The following is a 17,177-nucleotide window of genomic DNA, read 5'->3' as shown; positions in this document are numbered from 1 at the left end:
TGCGCCCTGCCGGTTCCTTGCACCCTCTCCGTCGCGTCCGAAATGCGCACAACCCGGCGATGTGAGGGAAAATGCTCCGTATGGACATGATCCTGAGCGTGGACCCAGTCGCCCTGGACATCGTGTGGTTCCTCGTCGTCGGCATCGTCGTCGCCGGCATGCTGCTCGGCGGCTTCAAGCTGGGCCAGCGGGTCCGGGCCAAGGAACCGCCGCCGCCCGCCCCCGAGGAACAGCCGCACCTGCCGAACGGCGGGGCGGTCTACGAGGTCCGCGAGGAACGCGACCAGGTGGAGATCCCCGAGGGGGGCCTGCGACCGCACGAGATGCAGGGCTACGGGAACTTCGGCTCGACGACCTCCAGCCACCCGGACGAGGTCCGCAGGGAGCGCGAGTCCGGCTACAAGCTGCCGGAAGGGCCCGGTCCACACCCGCAGCCCGGGGCTCCCCCGGACGCGGGGCGCGGAGCGCACTCCTGAACCGACGGCCCGTCGGCCGAGGAGTGCGACGACCCGACCGTCCTCTGGCCCGCGCCTCCCGCGCGGGTCAGAGGTCCGTCCGCAGCCGGAGCACCTCCGGAGGCGGGTGCCTGGCCGAGGCGTGCCGGACCTCCGCCGTGAGCGGCGGGTCCAGGGCGCGGTAGGGGACCTCGCCGAGGCCGATGGCGGTGACGGTGGCTCGCGGTTCGGCGGCCCGTCCGGCGGCCCCGCGCGCGGCGGCCGCCTCCGCCACCTCCCGGCGCAGCGCCGCCGTCAGCGGGCTCGACACCAGCGGGGTCTCGTCCCCGACCGGCAGGACGAGGACCAGGGCGAGCGGCCGGCGCGGGGTGCCGGTGTAGCCGACGACCGCCGCGTCCCGGACGTCCGTGTGCCGCAGCTTCTGCCAGCCGCGCCGCCCGGCCGGGTAGGCCTGGTCCAGCCGTTTGACGACGAGTCCCTCGATACCGCTGGCGGGGAGCGTCTCGTACCAGGTGGCGGCCAGTTCCGGGTCGGTGGTCATCGGGACGGGCTGGAGCGGCGGCCCGAGGGGCAGGAGCAGGTCGACGAGCAGGGCCCGGCGGCGTTCGTACGGGCGGGCGCGCACGTCCAGCCCGGCCAGTTCCAGTACGTCGAAGGCGGCGTACGAGGCGGGCAGGCTCTGCGCGAGCACGGCGGCCCGCGCGGCGGTGGCGGCCGCCCGCCGCTGCACCAGTGCGAAGTCCGTCCGGCCCGCGTGCCAGACCACCACCTCGCCGTCGAGGACCGTTCCGGCCGGCAACTGCAGCGCTGCCGCCGCCAGATCGGGGAACGCGCTGGTCACGATCCGGCCGGAGCGGGCCTGGAGGGTCACGTCGGCAGCCGACCGCACGACGACGAGGCGGTGCCCGTCGAACTTCGGCTCGTACGCCAGACCTGCCGCGCGCGGCAGGTCCCGTACGGCTGCGGCCAGCGCGACGCGGATCATGGCCGGGCCCTGGGGAGCGGGCGGCCCTGCGCGGGGTCGGCCAGTGGGGCGTGGAGGTCGCCGTCGCGGACGAGCCGCGGGCCGATGTCGTCGGCGAGGAAGACCAGGTCGGCGGGGGTGCGGCAGGCCTCGACCTCCGCCCAGGAGACGGGGGCGGACGCGGTGGGGCGGGCCCGCGCCCGCAGGGTGTAGGCGGCGGCGGTGGTCTTGGCGGCGGCGTTCTGGCTGTGGTCGACGAAGACCTTGCCGGGGCGCAGGGCCTTGGCCATGCGGTGGACGACGAGGTCGGGGAGCTCGCGTTCGGCCTCCTGGGCGAGCTGCTTCGCGTACGCGGACACCTGCGCCGAGGGGGTCGGCTCCAGGGGCACGGCCAGGTGCAGGCCCTTGGAGCCGGAGGTCTTGGCGTAGGCGGCGAGGCCGTCGGCGGCGAGGCGCTCGCGCAGCCAGAGGGCGGCGGCACTGCACTCGACGACGGAGGCGGGCGCGCCGGGGTCGAGGTCGAGGACCATGCGGTCGGCGAGGGCGGGGCTGCCGGCGGGCCACTGGTGGATGTGGAACTCGACGACGAGGTTGGCGGACCACATGAGGGTGGCGAGGTCGGCGACGACCACCTGTTCGGCGGAGGGGTCCTCGGAGCGGGGCACGGGGGTGGTCCTCACCCAGTCGGGTGCGCCGGGCGGCGGATTCTTGGTGAAGAACAGCTGGCCCTCCGGCCCGTCCGGATAGCGCAGGAAGGACACCGCCCGGTCGTGGATCTGGGCGAGCAGGGGCTCTGCGACGGTGGCGTAGTAGTGGAGGACCTCGCCCTTCGTGAAGCCGGTCTCGGGGTAGAGGACCTTGTCGAGGTTGCTGAGCGCGATGCGACGGCCCTCCACCAATGTGATCGGCGTCATACGATGAGATTGCCACGAAACGGGAGGAACCGTGCGATCCATCTGGAACGGAGCGATCTCCTTCGGCCTCGTCAGCATTCCGATCAAACTCGTGAACGCCACCGAGAGCCATTCGATCTCTTTCCGCCAGATCCACCTCGCCGACGGCGGGCGCGTCCGCTACCGCAAGGTGTGCGAGCTGGACGGCGAGGAGGTGTCGGCCGCCGAGATCGGCAAGGGGTACGAGGAGGCGGACGGGTCCGTCATCCCGATCACGGAGGAGGACCTGGCGCAGCTGCCGCTGGCCACGGCGAAGACGATCGAGATCATGTCGTTCGTCCCCGCCGAGGAGATCGATCCGCTGCAGATGGACGCGGCGTACTACCTGGCGGCGAACGGAGCGACGGCGGCCAAGCCGTACACGCTGCTGCGGGAGGCGCTGAAGCGCAGCCGGAAGGTCGCGATCGCCAAGTTCGCGCTGCGGGGGCGGGAGCGGCTGGGCATGCTGCGGGTGGTCGACGACGTGATCGCGATGCACGGGCTGTTGTGGCCGGACGAGATCCGGGCGCCGGAGGGGGTCGCTCCGGACGCCGAGGTGACGGTGCGGGATGCCGAGCTGGACCTGGCGGACGCGCTGATGGCAACGCTGGGCGAGGTGGAACTGGAGTCGCTGCACGACGACTACCGGGACGCGGTGGAGGCGATGATCGCGGCGAAGGCTGGTGGGGCGTTCGAGCCGGCGGAGGCCACAGTGGAGCCGGCCGGCGGGCAGGTGATCGACCTGATGGCGGCGTTGGAGAAGAGCGTGCGGGCGGCGAAGGCGTCGCGGGGCGAGGGCGGGGGTGAGGCGGAGGACGAGTCCGGCGCCAAGGCGGGGGCCGGGGCGGAGGTCACGCCGATGCGGCGGCGGAGCGGCGGTACGGGCCGGAAGACGGCGTCCGCGCCGAAGGCCGTGGGCGGGAAGAAGTCGACGGCGGCCTCGGCAAAGAAGACTGCGTCGTCTGCCGGTGCCGCGTCGAAGAAGAAGACGGCGACGACTGCCAAGTCGGGGACGCCCAAGTCCGGGACCGCCAAGTCCGCTACGGCCAAGTCGACTTCGACGGCGAGCGCGAGGAAGGCCGCTGCGAAGAAGGCCGGTACGAAGAAGGCCGGTACGGCCGCGGGAGCGAAGAAGGCCGCGGCGCCGCGGAAGCGGGCCTCGGCCTGAGGCCGGCGGCCCGGCGGGGGTGCGGGCGGGCCTGCGGCGCGTTTCCCCACCCCGCCCTTCCCCCGTACCCCGGGGCTGCGCCCCGGACCCCGTCCCACGATCCCGGCCCGGCCCGGCGGCAGCCCTGCCGCACCGAAAGGTCCCGGCCCGAACTGCCGCGCGGTAGAGGCGAGTCAGCGAGGGCGGCGGGTCCGGCCCGGGTGGGGGCGGGGAGTGGGGGGCAGCCAGGTCCGGGTGTCGCGGGCTTGGGCGAACAGGGCTTCTACGTCCGGGGGTTTGAGGGCGGTAGGGGAGGCCACGAGGTCCGGTGTCGCCGTCGGCGGCTGGAGGATGCGGATGTCGCGGACCGTCGGCGCCGTCTCCAGGCGGGAGGCGTCGACCACCGCCAGGGCCGGGGTGACCTTCGCGGCCAGCAGCGCCGTCGCGCGGGCCGCCGCGCCGCGTATCCAGCGGGGGTCCGGGCGGGGTTCCGCGCGGCCGATCGTGAGCAGCAGATCGCCGACCACCGCACGCTGACGACGCCCCGGAACCGTACGCACGCAGAAGATCCCGGCCGGGCCGATCACCAGGTGGTCGATCCTGCCGAAGCCCGGGAGCGGGACGCAGTGCAACGTCCGCCAGCCCTCCGGTTCCAGGGCGTCGAAGGCGTCGCCCATCCGCTGTTGCGCCGTCAGGTCCTGGCGCAGGCGGTGCCGGGCCCTGCTGCCCGCCGCGCCGTGTTCCAGCTCCGCCAGCAGGGCCTCGGCGGGCCGGTTGGGGGCCAGGTCCGCGTCCGGCGGCATGGCCAGGCGGTGCAGGGCGGTCGCGGTGGGGACCGGGGGCGGCCCGATGGACACGGTGCCGCTCAGGTACGGGCGCAGCACCGCCAGGATCGCTTCGCGGTGGCCGTCCGCGAGGACGCTGATCCGGTTGGCCTGGCGGTCGTACCACGCGACCGCCTGCCCGTCGGGCAGGTTGACGTACAGTCGGCCGCGGCCGGGCCGGCCGCTGGGCAGTACCTTGAGTCCGCGCATTCACCCTCACCCCCGCCGTCCATGGGAGCAGCCGGGGCGCCGCACGGCAATCCCTCGGTTGTGTAACGACTCCGACGGAACCTTGCGACTTCGCTGTTACACGAACGGGGTGTCGCCGCAACGGCCGCGGCCTAGGTTGGTCGTACCTGGAGACGCCAGGTTCCGTTCCGGCCGGCACCCCAGCACCCCGGCCCCACACCCCGCATCGAAGGATTTTCCGTGAGCACCGTCCGCCGCCGCACTCTCGTTCGCGCCGCAGCCGTGACCGCCTGTGCCGGCAGCCTCCTGGCGCTGCCCACCGCCGCCGCTCTGGCCGAAGGGGTGCCGGCGGCCTCGTCCGCGCACTCGGCGGCCACGCAGCGGACACTGGTCAAGAGTCTCGCGCTGGCGGACGGCGTTTCCACGGCGAAGGTGTACCGGACCGCCAAGGGCGGCTACCAGGCCGACATCCTGGCCGCCGACGGCACCAGGGCAACCACCCTGACCAGCCAGGACGGGGTCACCGGCTTCGGCGGCTCCGGCGATCTGCACGCCGCCCTGGACCCCGCGGGGCGGCTGACGTCCTGGGTGGGCGGCGCCTCCGCGCAGGACGGCGGCCACGCCGTTGCGGGCGATGGACACAAGACCGGCACCCGCGACGGGCAGATCGTCCCGGTCTCGGCCGAACAGCGGGCCGCCGTCGGCGACACGCGCGTACTGGAGGCCGCGTCCGCCGAGGGCCGGCGGCTGAGTACGCTGGCCGACGGGCCGGGCGACGGCATGCTGCTGCTCGCCGCGGGCGGCGGCATCGCGGCCGTGGGTGCGGCCGGGCTCGGCTTCGCCATGCTGCGCCGGGGACGCACGGACGGCTGACCGTCGTACGCAGGCAGGACGGCCCGCACGGACGGGCGGCCCGCACACCCGCGCCCGGACCGCCGGGGGCCCATCGACATGGGCAAATGGGGCCACACCTCCGCATATGGTGGATGTGATCGACCATCTTCGTCACGCGGGCAGAAGGGCACGGGGGCTGTGAGCAGGGGGGTTGTGGGCAAGGCTGCTGTCGGCAAGGGGGCCGGGCGCAGAACGGCCGTGAGCAGCGGGGACGCCCACCGGGCGGGCGTGCAGGGGTTCGGTTCGGGCGGCTCCGCGGACCGCCGCTCTCCCGTTCCCGGTCGCGCTACCGCTACCGGTTCCGTTCCCCGTGCCGGTTCCGTACGTAACCCCGTCCTCGCCGCGTTGCTGGCGCTCGCCGCGCTTTTGCTGCTGGCGGGCTGCGGAGACACCGGCGGGCTGGTCGGCGCCGGGGCGACCGCGACCGCGAGCGGGCCCGTACACCTGTGGCCCGACCGTGTGGGGGCGACCGTACCGCCGGCCGATCCGGCCGGGGCTCCGCCCGAGTACGTCAAGGGGATCCCGCCCGTCCACGACCAGGACGTGCACGCGGTCGATCCGGTGGCCCTCGTCCAGGCGGAGCTGCGGGTGCATCCGAGGACCAGGGCCGGGGCCGACGGGATACCGGCGGAGACCGCGGCGGCGATCAGCGCGTGCACGAAGGAGGGCGCGGGGCCCGCGTCGTGTCCGGTGCTGGCGCCGTACTACCGGGACCTCACGGGCGACGGCAAGGACGAGCTGATCGTCGGCATCGAGTTCCCGGACAAGATGATGTCCGTACGGGTCTACACGGCGGACGGCGACGGACGGCTCGCCCGGATCATGGCGACCACGCAGACCGTGGTCTCGGTGGAACTGGCCGGGCGGGACGTGGTCCTGCGGGTGCCCAGCGGGAACCGCGGCTACGAGCTGATCACCGCCTGGTCCTGGGAGGAGAAGCAGCGCACGATGCTGCCGACGCGCGAGCAGATCGTACGGGTGCCCGCGAACCCGCGGGGTCCGGAGGACCGCGGTCCCGGTACGGGGCCCGGCGGCGGGGGCGGGTCCGGCGGCGGCACCGGCCCTGGAACCGGTACCGGCGCGGGTCGCGGCTCGGGACCTGGGACCGGTCCGGGTCCCGGATCCGGGCCGGGTCCCGGCGTCGCGCCGGACCGGCCGTGACCGTGGGAGAGGAGCACGCGCGGGCCGAGCGGCGGCAGCAGGTGCCGCGTCTGCGTCTGCGTCGGTGGCAGCGACTGCGGCGGCTACTGCTGCGCGTACGGCCGCGGCTGCCCGCCTGGACCGCCACGCTGACCTGGAAGTCGGCGTGTTTCATCGTGGTGATGTGCTGTTCGCTGGCAGCCGTGCTCGGCGCGCTCGTGCATGTGGAGGTGACCCGTCAGACGGTGGCCACGGCGCGGGAGAAGGCGCTGGGCAAACTGAGCGACGTCACGGACGCGTACGAGGCAGGGGAACCCCTGCCGCCCGGTTCCGGCCTGGACCCGGTGGGGCTGCCGCCGGAGCTGCGGGCGCTCGCGGCCGGCGGACAGCGGGGGACGGTCGTGGCGGAGCACCGGGGCCGCCCGACGATGTGGGCGGCCGGCCCGGCGGACGGCCGGGCGCTGGCGACCGTCGTCGACTACGGGCAGAGCGCCCGCACCATCAGCGGACTGGACAACGCGATCATCGGGTCGTCCGTGCTGGCGATCGGCGGGACGCTGCTCGTGGGCGCCTTCGCGGTGACGCGGGTGACACGACGGCTGCACCAGACGGCGACCGTGGCCCGGCGGATCACGCAGGGCGACCTCAACGCGCGGGTGGACGACCCGCGGACGAAGGACCCCTCGCGCCCCCAGGACGAGGTGGCGACCGTGGCCGGGGCGCTGGACACGATGGCGGGGAGCCTGCAGGCGAAGCTGGAGAGCGAACGGCGGTTCACGGCGGACGTGGCCCATGAGCTGCGCACGCCGCTGACGGGGCTGCAGGCGGCGTCGGAGCTGTTGCCGGAGGGGCGGCCGACGGAGCTGGTGCGCGAACGGGTACGGACGATGCGGCAGCTGACGGAGGACCTGCTGGAGATCTCCCGGCTGGACTCGGGCAGCGAGGCGGTGGAGACGGATCTGCACCAGCTGGGGCGGCTGGCCCGGCGCGTGGTGCGGGCCTCGGGGACGGACACGGAGGTGGTCGTCCTGCGGGACGCCCATGTGGAGACGGACCGGCGCAGGCTGGAGCGGGTCCTGGGAAACCTGGTGGCCAACGCCCATCAGCACGGCCGGTCACCGGTGGTCCTGACGGTGGACGGGCCGGTGATGACCGTACGGGACCACGGGGACGGCTTCCCCGACTACCTGCTGGCGCACGGTCCGCAGCGCTTCCGCAGCGGGGGCAAGGGGCAGGGGCTGGGCCACCATCGCGGTGGGTCAGGCGGATGCGATCGGCGCGACGCTGCGCTTCCGCACCGCGGAGGGCGGCGGCAGCCTGGCCACCCTCACCCTCCCGGGCTCGTAACTCCCCGCCCTTCCCGGCCGGAGGCCGCGGCCCGCCCCCGCTGGGTCCGTCGCGGCCCGGCGGTGGGGCCCGGGCTCGGCCGAGAGGACGGGGGCGGGTGCGGGTGCGGGTGCGGGTGCGGGTGCGGCGGGAGGGTCAGGGCTGGGGGCGGGGGCGCTTGGTCCAGGGCCAGCGGGGGCGGGGCTTGGTGCCCGAGGGGCGGAACGCGTACTTCCAGCCCTTCTGCAGGCCCAGCCGCTTCGAGTAGCCCGACGGGACCCGTTCGTACAGCAGCACCGTCGGCGGGCCGTCCGGCGTCGGGACGGGGATCTCGTACCACTTCGGCGGGTGTCCGGTCGGGCCGAGCAGGATCGGGAGGACCCGGCCGTCCATCGGGCCGCCCTCGAACGGAGTCGGTTGGCTTCTCACCCCACCAGTGTCACAGCAGGTGGGCGGCCTCGGAGACCACCGGCATCACGCGCCGGGCCAGGTTCCCGACCGGGCCGTCCGCCGATTCGACGGCCAGGGCGGCCCGGGCGGCCGCCGCCGTCTCCGGATCCGTGGCGGCGGTGGCCGTCAGCAGGGCGATGAACTGGTCCAGCAGCCAGTCCCGGAGGGTGTCGACCTCGGGCTGCTTGCCCTCGTCGATCCATATGAGGGACGCCGCCTCGACCGCCGTGATCCATGTGCGGACCATCATGCGCAGCCGGGGGCCGGGCGCCGGGACGCCGAGGTGGAGGAGGATCTGGTCGGCCGCGGCCCGGCGGATGCCGTCGACGGTCGCGGTCGTACGGGAGGTCTCGACGACGCTGCCGCCCTGGAGGAGGGCCGCGAAGCCGGTGTCGTGCTCGTCGACGAACGTGAGGTAGCGGTCCAGGGCCCGGGAGAGCCGCCGGGTCAGGGGGCCCTGCTGAGGTTCGGCGAAGCAGAGTTCGAGGAGGTCGGCCGCCGAGCGCAGGGCCGCCTCGTAGAGCTGCTGCTTGCCGCCGGGGAAGTAGCGGTAGACGAGCGGGCGCGAGACTCCGGCGGCCTCCGCGACGTCGTCGAGCGAGACCTCCTCCGGAGCCCGGTGCGCGAACAGCGTGAGGGCGGCGTCGAGGAGTTGGGCCCGCCGCTCCTCGACGCTCAGCCTGCGGTACGCGCGTACGGTCATGACCGCAGGGTAGCCCGGGAGCCACCGCCCGCGACCGGCGTCCGCGAAGTCCCGGCCCGATCCGGACCGATGGACGGACGGGGGGACGGGCGGACAGGCCGGCGGACCGGCGGACCGGCGGACCGGCGGACCGGCGGACCGGCGGACGCCGCAACGTCCGGGCTGTCCGGGGCTCCGCCCCTCCGGCCCTGCGTCCGGGCCTGCGCCAGGACCCCGCGTGCGCCGGCCGTCCCCGCCTCCGTCGCTCCGTCCGCCCCTGCGCGCGGGCCTCCCCGCGCCCGTCCCGGCGTCCGGGCCGCGGCCCGTCCGCGCCCCTGCGCGCGGGCCTCCGGCCGGACCCGTGCCCGCCCGTGGGTCCGGCCCCGGCCGCCGCTCCCCCGGCCCGCGCCGTACGCCGGGGGCCCGACACCTGTCCTACGCCAGGAGCCCGGCCCGTGCCGTACGCCAGGAGCCCGGCCCCTGCCCAAGGCCAGGACGCCGGACCCTGACCTACGCCAGGAGGCCCGAGCTCTGCCAGAGCCTGCGGCCGACTCCGCGCAGGACGCCGATGTCGTCGAGGAAGTCGGTGAGCCGCTTGGCGCCGGTCTGCATGACCTCGCGGCGGTGGCCGCTGGCCCGGACCTGGGCGACCGCCTCGCGGCGGTCCAGCCCGATGTTGTCGTAGACGGCCGGGTTCACGAAGGCGAGGGAGAAGACGCGGGCGGCCTCGCCGCAGCTGATCCGGGTGAGCTCCTGCTCCCAGCGCGGGGCCGTCAGCATCTGGCGGCGCAGTTCCTCGCGGGCGTACCGGACGTGCCGGGCCTCCTCGATCACGTGGATCCGGGTGACGCCGCGGACCAGCGGCTGGATGCGCTCGTCCGGGAAGGTCAGGCGCTGCATCCAGTCGAGGATCTCCTCGCCGAGCAGGGTGCAGGCGAAGGAGCCGGGGGTGGTGGAGACGGTCTTCAGGATCCGCGCGAGGTTGTGGTTGAGCCGGGAGACCGGGTACTCGGGGCTGCCACTCTTCTGGATCATGCGGGCGAACATCATCGAGTGCCGGCACTCGTCGGCGATCTCGGTGAGGGCGTACCGCACGTGCTTGCTGGTCAGCGACTTGTCGTAGATGTGCCGGACCATCAGCTGCATGAGGATGATCTCGAACCAGATGCCGAGCGAGCCGAGCGCCGCCGCCTCGTGGCGGGAGAGGTCGATGCGCTGCTCCTCGCCCATCTTCTTCCAGAGCGGGGTGTCGTAGAGGGAGAGCAGCTCGGGCGGCCAGTAGTACTTCCCCTCGACCATGGGGGCGTCCCAGTCGAGTTCCTTGTCGGGGTCGAAGGAGTGCTTGGCCGAGGATTCCAGCAGGCGCTCGGCTATCTGCTCCCGGTCCTTGAGGAGGCCGAGGGCGTCCCTGAGCGCGGCTCGTTCGGTCACGGTCGTCATGGCTTCGGACACCTCGTCGTCGAGTTACCGGCGGTCACTGGTTATGAGACTGCTTGTCAGCAAGCTCGTCAATCCCCCGCGCACGACTTGTTGACCCCGCGTCTACCAACGTGTGACTCTGCCAACTGTCCGGTCCTGCACGGCAGTACGCGAGACGAGGGGGCGTCAGTGTCGACGCACGAGCTCTACACCGAGGACCCGGGCGAGGCCGTCTGGCAGATCCCCGCCTCCGGCTCCGCCCGCTTCAGCTGGGAGTACGACGACGGCCGCGAACGGCTCCTCGCCCTGTACCAGAAGGGCAAGGACAAGCAGTGGGACGGCGCCAAGCGCATCGACTGGGACATCGAGGTGGACCCGTACGATCCGCTGGGGACCCCCGACGAGTCCCTTCCGCTGTACGGGACCCGGCACTGGGCCAAGCTGACGGAGAAGGACAGGGGCGAGCTGCGCCGGCACTACACCGCCTGGAACTTCAGCCAGTTCCTCCACGGCGAGCAGGGCGCGATGGTGTGCGCGGCGCGCATCGTGGAGTCCGTCCCGGACCTCGACGCGAAGTTCTACTCGGCCACGCAGACCATGGACGAGGCCCGGCACGCGGAGATCTTCGGGCGTTTCCTGCACGAGAAGGTCGGGATGCTGTACCCGGTCAACGACAGCCTCCAGAGGCTGCTCGGCGACACCCTGCGCGACTCCCGGTGGGACATGCCGTACCTGGGCATGCAGGTGCTCATCGAGGGGCTGGCCCTGGCCTCCTTCGGCCTCATCCGGGACACGACCACCAAGCCGCTGCCCAAGCAGCTCCTGGCGTACGTGATGCAGGACGAGGCCCGGCACGTGGCCTTCGGGCGGATGGCGCTGCGCGACTACTACCGGCAGCTGACGGACGCCGAGCTGCGCGAGCGCGAGGAGTTCGTGATCGAGGGCTGCTACCTGATGCGGAACCGGCTGCTCGGGGTGGAGGTGCTGGAGAACTTCGGCATCCCGGCGAAGGAGGCGGAGGCGCTCAGCGAGCAGTCCGAGTTCCTGCACCTGTTCCGCAAACTGCTGTTCAGCCGGATCGTGCCGTGCGTGAAGGACATCGGGCTGTGGGGCGAGCGGCTCCAGAGGGCGTACGTGGACCTGGGCGTCTTCCACATGGGCGACTCCGACCTGGACCTGTTGATGAGCCAGGACGAGGAGATCGCCGAGGCCCTCGACCGCGAGCGGTTCGCGGCCGAGGAGTCGGCGCGGGTGGCGGAGGTCGAGGCCGCCATAGCCGACGGGCGGGGCCCGACGGGAACGTGACGGCGGTGACCGGGGACCCGTGACGACGACGTATGACCGGCGGCCGGTAGCCGTAGCCCGCGGCCCGCGGCCGGTACGTGCCCCAGGAGATGTGGCGTGAAGATCCATTTCCCCCGGCAGGGGGAGTCGATAAATTCTGCGCCTGATCATCTTCCGTGAGCGCACGACCTGTTGGAGGACGACGATGAAATCTCGCATGTCCCGGCCCGTGCTCGGAGCCCTGCTCGCCGGCCTGATGACCATCGGTCTGGGATCCGTGACCGCCGCCCCCGCCCAGGCGGCCACCGCCAACTGCACGGGGTCGGTCTCCGTGTACGGCGCCCTCGCCGACGGCCGGCTGACGTACTCACAGATCGATCCGTCGACCGGCGACCGGATCAAGACGCTCATCGGGCCCGACCTGGGCTTCACGCCCAAGGCCATGGCCACCCTGAACTTCAACACGGTCCTGGTCACGGACCCCGGCGGGGTGCTCTACCGGGTCGACATCCAGACCAACAACCTCTCGCTCGGCCTGGCCGGCCCCCCGGTGCAGATCGGCACCGGCTGGACCCACGACAAGCTCGTCTACGACGGCCACGGCCACCTCTACGGCACGGCGGGCGGTGTGCTCCTCCAGTACCTCGTCTCGCAGGCCAAGCCCGCCGGCTCCCAGCACATCGGCCAGCGCGTGGAGGTCGGCAGCGGCTTCGTCCTGAAGACCCTGGCCTCCTCCGGCGACGACCGGCTCATCGCCAACACCGCGGACGGCCGTCTCCTCGAATACCGGATCGACAGTGGTGGCGGCTGGTCTTCCGCCCAGCTCGTGGCCTCCGGCTGGTCCGCGTTCGACCGGCTCGTCTCCCCCGGCGGGGGCCTCTACTACGGCGTGACCGGGGCCGGCGGCATGTACTGGTACCAGGACGTCGACCCGGACGACCGGTCCGGCAGCGACATCGCCTACCACAACGACGACCCCGTCGACGCCTCCGGCTGGACCCAGACCCTGCTCTCCGCCCAGCCCGAGACCGCGACCTGCACGGGCGGGAACTACGCCTACGTCCTGCCCCGCGGCGCCGTACCGCGCAGCGAGCTCGACGACCCGCACCACGACTACGCGGCCATCGACATCCAGGTGCCGACCGGAACCCCGGTCCACGCGGTCACCCGGGGAACCGTCAGCTACATCGACGGCGGCTTCGGCAACGGGATCCAGATCAACGGGGCCGACGGCGCCACTTACATATACGGCCACCTCAGCCAGCGGGGCGTGGCGGCCGGATCGACCGTCTCCCCCGGCCAGTACCTGGGCGAGTCCGGCAACACGGGGCAGTCCACCGGCCCGCACCTGCACTTCGAGATCCGCATCTCAGGCGTGAAGCACTGCCCGCAGCGTATGCTCCTCGACCTCTACGACGGCGTCACCCCGCAGGCTCCCGGCACGTTGCCCACCAGCGGCTGCTCGTACTGAGACCCCGGCACCGACCCCGGCCCGGACCGCGACCCCCGGACCACGACCCCAGGGCCGGGGCCGGTGCCGGGGCCGGCGCCGGGGCCGCCTCACCGCGCCGCCAGCGCGGCCTTCATCACCGCCCGGGCGATCGGCGCGGCCGCGCCGTTGCCGCTGATGTCACCCCGGTCCGCCGACGCGTCCTCCACCACCACCGCGACCGCCACGGCCGGCAGGGCCGCACCCTCGGCGCGGGCCCAGGAGATGAACCAGGCGTACGGGGTCCCCGCGTTGCCGACGCCGTGCTGGGCCGTGCCGGTCTTGCCGCCGACCACCGCGCCGGGGATCGCCGCGTTCCGGCCCGTCCCCCGCTCCACCACCTTCACCATCAGCTCCTGCATCCGCAGCGCGGTGGCCGGGTTCATCGCCCGCCCGAGGCTGCGCCGGTCGCCGCGCCGCACCGGGGAACCGTCGTCCTGGGTCGTCCGTTCCACCAGGTACGGGGAGGCCAGCTCGCCGCCGTTCGCGACGGCCGCGGCCACCATCGCCATCTGCAGCGGTGTGGCTGTGGTGTTGAACTGCCCGATGGAGGAGAGGGCCAGCTGGTCCAGGCTCATGTCCGTGTCGAAGTTCGACCGGGACACCCACGAGGGGACCCGCAGCCCTTCCGTGTTGAAGCCGAAGCGGCGGGCCGCCTCCGTCATCCGGCGCAGCCCGACCTGCACCCCGATCTTCGCCATCACCGTGTTGCACGACCACTGCACGGCCTCGGCCATGGAGGCGTCCTCGCAGCCCGTGGCAGCGTTCGGCAGCAGGGTGCTGGTCCCGGGCAGCGGGTAGGGGTCCGGGGTCCGGGTCGGCGCGTCCACATCGGTGACCACGCCCGCGTCCAGGGCCGCCGCCGCCGTCACGATCTTGAAGGTGGAGCCGGGCGGGTACGTCTCGCGCAGCGCCCGGTTGAGCATCGGCCGGGCGGGGTCCGCGTTGAGCGCCGCCCAGGCCCCGCGCGGCTTCGTCCCCGTGCCGGAGAGCACGGCCGGGTCGTACGAGGGGCTGCTGACCAGCGCCAGGATCTTCCCCGTGGCCGGTTCGAGGGCGGCCACCGCCCCGCGTTTCCCGCCGAGCCCGGCGTACGCGGCCCGCTGCACCGCGGCGCGCACGGTGGTGACGGCGTTCCCGCCGGCCGGGCGGCCGCGGGACAGGTCGTACCAGAGCGGGAACGCCGAAAGCCCCGGGTCCGTGCCCGACAGCACGGCGTCCTCGGCGCGCTCCACGAAGCTGGTCCCGTACGTCTGGGAGGAGAAACCGGTGACGGGCGCGTAGAGCGGACCGTTGGCGTACGTCCGCTCGTAGCGCAGCAGCTGGCCGCTGTCGCGGGAGCCCGTGACGGGCCGTCCGTCGACGAGGATGTCCCCGCGCGGCTCGGCGTACCGCTCGATGGCGGAGCGCTTGTTGGCCGGGTTCGCGCCGTAGGCGGCGGACTCCCACACCTGTACGCGGGCGATGTTGACCAGCAGGGCGAGGAGCAGCAGCGCGCAGAAGTACGCGCACCAGCGGATGTAGCGGATCACTCGGCCGCCTCCTGCGCGGGACGGGGTCTGCGTGCGCTGTCGCTGAGCCGGACCAGCAGGGCGACGATGATCCAGTTGGTGACGACGGAGGAGCCACCCTGGGCGAGGAAGGGCATGGCCATGCCGGTGAGCGGGATCAGCCCGGTGACACCGCCCGCGATGACGAAGACCTGGAGCGCGACGATCGAGGCGAGGCCGGTGGCGAGCAGCCGGCCGAAGGGGTCGCGCAGGGCGAGGCCGGCGCGGAACCCGCGGGCGACGAGGAGCCCGTAGAGGAGCAGGATCGCGGTGAGGCCGACGAGGCCGAGCTCCTCCCCCGCGGTGGCGAGGATGAAGTCCGACTTGGCGGCGAACCCGATGAGGAAGGACTGGCCGTGGCCGAGACCGGCCCCGAGGAGGCCGCCGGCGCCGAAGGCGAAGAGGGACTGGGCGAGCTGGCCGGGGCCCTCGCCGCGCTCGATGGAGGCGAAAGGATTCAGCCAGTCGTCCACACGGCTGTTCACGTGCGGTTCCAAGGTCCCGACGGCGTAGGCGCCGAGGGCGGCGAGCAGCAGTCCGATCGCGATCCAGCCGATCCGCCCGGTGGCGGTGAACAGCATGATCACGAACAGGCCGAAGAACAGCAGCGAGGTGCCGAGGTCCCGTTCCAGGACGAGCAGGCCGACGCTGAGCAGCCAGATCGTGAGGATCGGGCCGAGCACGCGGCCCGGCAGGAGGCGCAGCTTCCAGAAGAGCCGGCGGCCGGTCAGGGCCAGGGCGGTGCGGTTCGCGGCGAGGTAGGCGGCGAAGAACACGGCCAGCAGGATCTTGGCGAACTCCCCCGGCTGGAAGGAGAGCCCGGCGAAGCGGATCCAGATGTGCGCGCCGTTGACCGCCGGGAAGAAGACGGGCACGAGCATCAGCACCAGGGCGGTGGCGACGGACAGGTACGCGTAGCGCTGGAGCGCCCGGTGGTCGCGGAGCAGCACGACGACGAGGACGAAGAGCACCACGCCGAGGGCGGACCACAGGAGCTGGTCGTCCGCGGTGGGGTGGCCGGGGGTGGTCGCGTCGAGGCGCTGGATGAGGACCAGACCGAGGCCGTTGAGCAGGACGGCGATGGGGAGCACGAGGGGGTCGGCGTACGGGGCCGTGAACCGTACGGCGAGGTGGGCGAGCAGCGCCGCCACCGCGAGGCCGACCGCGTACCGGTCGGCGGGGTCGGGGATGCGGCCGGTGGTCACGAGGCCGACGTGGAGGTGACCGAGTACGGAGATCAGGACGGCACCCGCGAGGAGCGCCAGCTCGACTCCCCGGCGTTTGGGCGCGCCGGCTTCGGGTGGCGGGGGCGGGGAAGGCTCCGCCACCTTCGCCGTCAGAGCGGTCATACCCCGAAACGTAGCAAGCAGATGGATGCTATGTCCCTTTATGTCATAGTGTGCCGAAGAGTCGTCACAAACGGTCGGAAGTGTCGAGAGTGAGGAGCCGAGGCGCATGGGACCTGTGGAATTCATCGTCCTCGCCTTCCCCGAGGAGCAGCTGCGGGTGCCGGCCGTCGAGGCCGTGATGGGGCTGCGCAAGTCGGGGGTGGTCCGGCTGATCGACGGGCTCGTCGCCACCAAGACGGCGTCGGGGGAGGTCTTGGCAGCCGAGTTCGACGAGTTCGTGGAACTGCACGGTCTGCTGACGGGGCGGGACGCGGCCCGGCTGATCGGACCGGAGGACGTCCACGAGGCGGCGGACCTGCTGGAGCGCGGCAGCTGCGCGCTGCTGCTGGTGGTCGAGCACGTTTGGGCCGAGGACGCGGCGATCGCCGTACGGGCGGCCGGCGGCCGGATCGTGGGCTCGGTCCGCATCCCTCCGGACCGGGTCCCCTCGGACCCCCGGGCAGGGGTGGCCTGATGTTCATCCGGCCGAGGGGAGTGACGGTCCACGCCGCGAACCGCCCGGCGGGGTCGCCCCTGCTGCGGGGCCTGCTGGCCCGGGCGGCGGGCGCGGCACGCCCGGACGAACCACGGCACCACGAGCGGCCACGCTGGGCGGCGGAGCCGGAGCCGGAGCCGGATTTCACGGAGGAGCCGGAGCCGATGAACGACCTCGGCCCGGAGCCGACGGACGAACCCGAGCCCGAGCCCGAGCCCGAGCCGACGGACGAACCCGATCCTGACGGCGAGCCGGAACCGCTCGGCGCGCTGTACTGGGGCACCCGCCCGGAGCCCGGCCCGGCAGCCCCCGCCGGTCTGGCGGCGGAGCTGCGCCAACTGGCCGACCTGGCCCGCGAGGGCCTGCTGACCCCTCAGGAGTTCACGGCGGCGAAGGCCCGCCTGCTGAACGACTGACGGCGTGCAGTGCGGCGGGACGGAGGCGAAAAGCACGACGGCGGGGGTGGTGGTGGTGCGGCGGGGCGGTGGCTTCGACGGTGCGGGGTGGGTGTGGGGGCGGCGGGACGGCCGGGCAGCATCAGAGAGGTA

The 17,177-nt window shown here is 73.3% G+C and carries 16 protein-coding genes and 1 pseudogene; 9 read left to right on the top strand and 8 right to left on the bottom strand.

The genetic code is table 11. The features are described from left to right. Window positions 1-80: 80 nt before the first annotated feature. Window positions 81-476, top strand: a complete 396-nt coding sequence (locus tag AAT21_RS08825; protein WP_046776153.1) for a DUF6479 family protein — start codon at window positions 81-83, stop codon at window positions 474-476. A gap of 67 nt (window positions 477-543) precedes the next feature. Here AAT21_RS08825 and AAT21_RS08820 read toward each other — a convergent pair whose 3' ends face one another. Next, window positions 544-1,440, bottom strand: coding sequence for an ATP-dependent DNA ligase (locus tag AAT21_RS08820; RefSeq protein WP_200904358.1), 897 nt, complete (start codon window positions 1,438-1,440; stop codon window positions 544-546). Next, the gene (gene ligD, locus AAT21_RS08815) at window positions 1,437-2,333 is read right to left on the bottom strand and encodes a non-homologous end-joining DNA ligase (RefSeq protein ID WP_046776152.1); all 897 of its coding nucleotides are present in this window, start codon (window positions 2,331-2,333) and stop codon (window positions 1,437-1,439) included. Before ligD ends, AAT21_RS08820 begins: the two co-directional genes overlap by 4 nt. A gap of 31 nt (window positions 2,334-2,364) precedes the next feature. Here ligD and ku point away from each other — a divergent pair, with 31 nt between their 5' ends. Further along, on the top strand, window positions 2,365-3,519 hold the full coding sequence (gene ku / locus AAT21_RS08810) for a non-homologous end joining protein Ku (protein ID WP_046776151.1): 1,155 nt from the start codon (window positions 2,365-2,367) through the stop codon (window positions 3,517-3,519). Window positions 3,520-3,692: 173 nt separating this feature from the next. Here ku and AAT21_RS08805 read toward each other — a convergent pair whose 3' ends face one another. Next, complete coding sequence (locus tag AAT21_RS08805; RefSeq protein WP_046776150.1) at window positions 3,693-4,532, bottom strand: nuclease-related domain-containing protein; 840 nt, start codon at window positions 4,530-4,532, stop codon at window positions 3,693-3,695. A gap of 219 nt (window positions 4,533-4,751) precedes the next feature. Between AAT21_RS08805 and AAT21_RS08800 the strand changes: the two genes are divergently transcribed. The 3 genes and pseudogenes from AAT21_RS08800 to AAT21_RS35280 all read left to right on the top strand — a co-directional run bounded on the left by AAT21_RS08800 (window position 4,752) and on the right by AAT21_RS35280 (window position 7,892). Next, window positions 4,752-5,384 (top strand): hypothetical protein, encoded by a 633-nt coding sequence (locus tag AAT21_RS08800; RefSeq protein WP_046776149.1) that lies wholly within the window; start codon window positions 4,752-4,754, stop codon window positions 5,382-5,384. 366 nt (window positions 5,385-5,750) lie between these two features. Next, on the top strand, window positions 5,751-6,566 hold the full coding sequence (locus AAT21_RS08795) for a hypothetical protein (protein WP_063838076.1): 816 nt from the start codon (window positions 5,751-5,753) through the stop codon (window positions 6,564-6,566). Window positions 6,567-6,652: 86 nt separating this feature from the next. Continuing rightward, window positions 6,653-7,892: pseudogene (locus AAT21_RS35280) on the top strand (histidine kinase dimerization/phospho-acceptor domain-containing protein). Window positions 7,893-8,027: 135 nt separating this feature from the next. On the opposite strand, the gene AAT21_RS08785 reads toward AAT21_RS35280, so the two are convergent. The 3 genes from AAT21_RS08785 to AAT21_RS08775 form a co-directional block, all read right to left on the bottom strand. Beyond that, on the bottom strand, window positions 8,028-8,300 hold the full coding sequence (locus AAT21_RS08785; RefSeq protein ID WP_046776147.1) for a hypothetical protein: 273 nt from the start codon (window positions 8,298-8,300) through the stop codon (window positions 8,028-8,030). A 10-nt stretch (window positions 8,301-8,310) separates the two neighbouring features. Continuing rightward, window positions 8,311-9,024: a TetR/AcrR family transcriptional regulator gene (locus AAT21_RS08780; protein ID WP_046776146.1), complete on the bottom strand. Its 714-nt coding sequence runs from the start codon at window positions 9,022-9,024 to the stop codon at window positions 8,311-8,313. Between the two features lie 489 nt (window positions 9,025-9,513). Then, entirely contained in the window at window positions 9,514-10,443 is a 930-nt protein-coding gene (locus tag AAT21_RS08775; protein ID WP_046776145.1) for an AurF N-oxygenase family protein, read from the bottom strand. A gap of 168 nt (window positions 10,444-10,611) precedes the next feature. Between AAT21_RS08775 and AAT21_RS08770 the strand changes: the two genes are divergently transcribed. Together AAT21_RS08770 and AAT21_RS34900 are read left to right on the top strand one after the other, a co-directional pair. Then, a complete protein-coding gene (locus tag AAT21_RS08770) occupies window positions 10,612-11,727 on the top strand; it encodes a ferritin-like domain-containing protein (RefSeq protein WP_046776144.1) in 1,116 nt (371 codons plus the stop codon). A gap of 184 nt (window positions 11,728-11,911) precedes the next feature. Continuing rightward, on the top strand, window positions 11,912-13,177 hold the full coding sequence (locus AAT21_RS34900) for a M23 family metallopeptidase (RefSeq protein WP_079025525.1): 1,266 nt from the start codon (window positions 11,912-11,914) through the stop codon (window positions 13,175-13,177). Window positions 13,178-13,266: 89 nt separating this feature from the next. Here the strand turns inward: AAT21_RS34900 and AAT21_RS08760 are convergent, their stop codons facing one another. Further along, window positions 13,267-14,727: a penicillin-binding transpeptidase domain-containing protein gene (locus AAT21_RS08760; protein WP_046776143.1), complete on the bottom strand. Its 1,461-nt coding sequence runs from the start codon at window positions 14,725-14,727 to the stop codon at window positions 13,267-13,269. Further along, window positions 14,724-16,094, bottom strand: a complete 1,371-nt coding sequence (locus tag AAT21_RS08755) for an FtsW/RodA/SpoVE family cell cycle protein (protein WP_046776142.1) — start codon at window positions 16,092-16,094, stop codon at window positions 14,724-14,726. Before AAT21_RS08755 ends, AAT21_RS08760 begins: the two co-directional genes overlap by 4 nt. Before the next feature lie 106 nt (window positions 16,095-16,200). Between AAT21_RS08755 and AAT21_RS08750 the strand changes: the two genes are divergently transcribed. Then, window positions 16,201-16,608 (top strand): DUF6325 family protein, encoded by a 408-nt coding sequence (locus AAT21_RS08750; protein WP_037882200.1) that lies wholly within the window; start codon window positions 16,201-16,203, stop codon window positions 16,606-16,608. Further along, entirely contained in the window at window positions 16,608-17,045 is a 438-nt protein-coding gene (locus AAT21_RS34375; RefSeq protein WP_052757699.1) for an SHOCT domain-containing protein, read from the top strand. The genes AAT21_RS08750 and AAT21_RS34375 overlap by 1 nt, the downstream gene beginning before the upstream one ends. Window positions 17,046-17,177: the final 132 nt, after the last annotated feature.

The sequence above is a fragment of the Streptomyces yangpuensis genome (assembly GCF_001005295.1).
In the GTDB taxonomy this organism is placed as follows: Bacteria; Actinomycetota; Actinomycetes; order Streptomycetales; family Streptomycetaceae; genus Streptomyces; species Streptomyces yangpuensis.
This window is presented reverse-complemented; position numbering and strand designations above follow the sequence as displayed.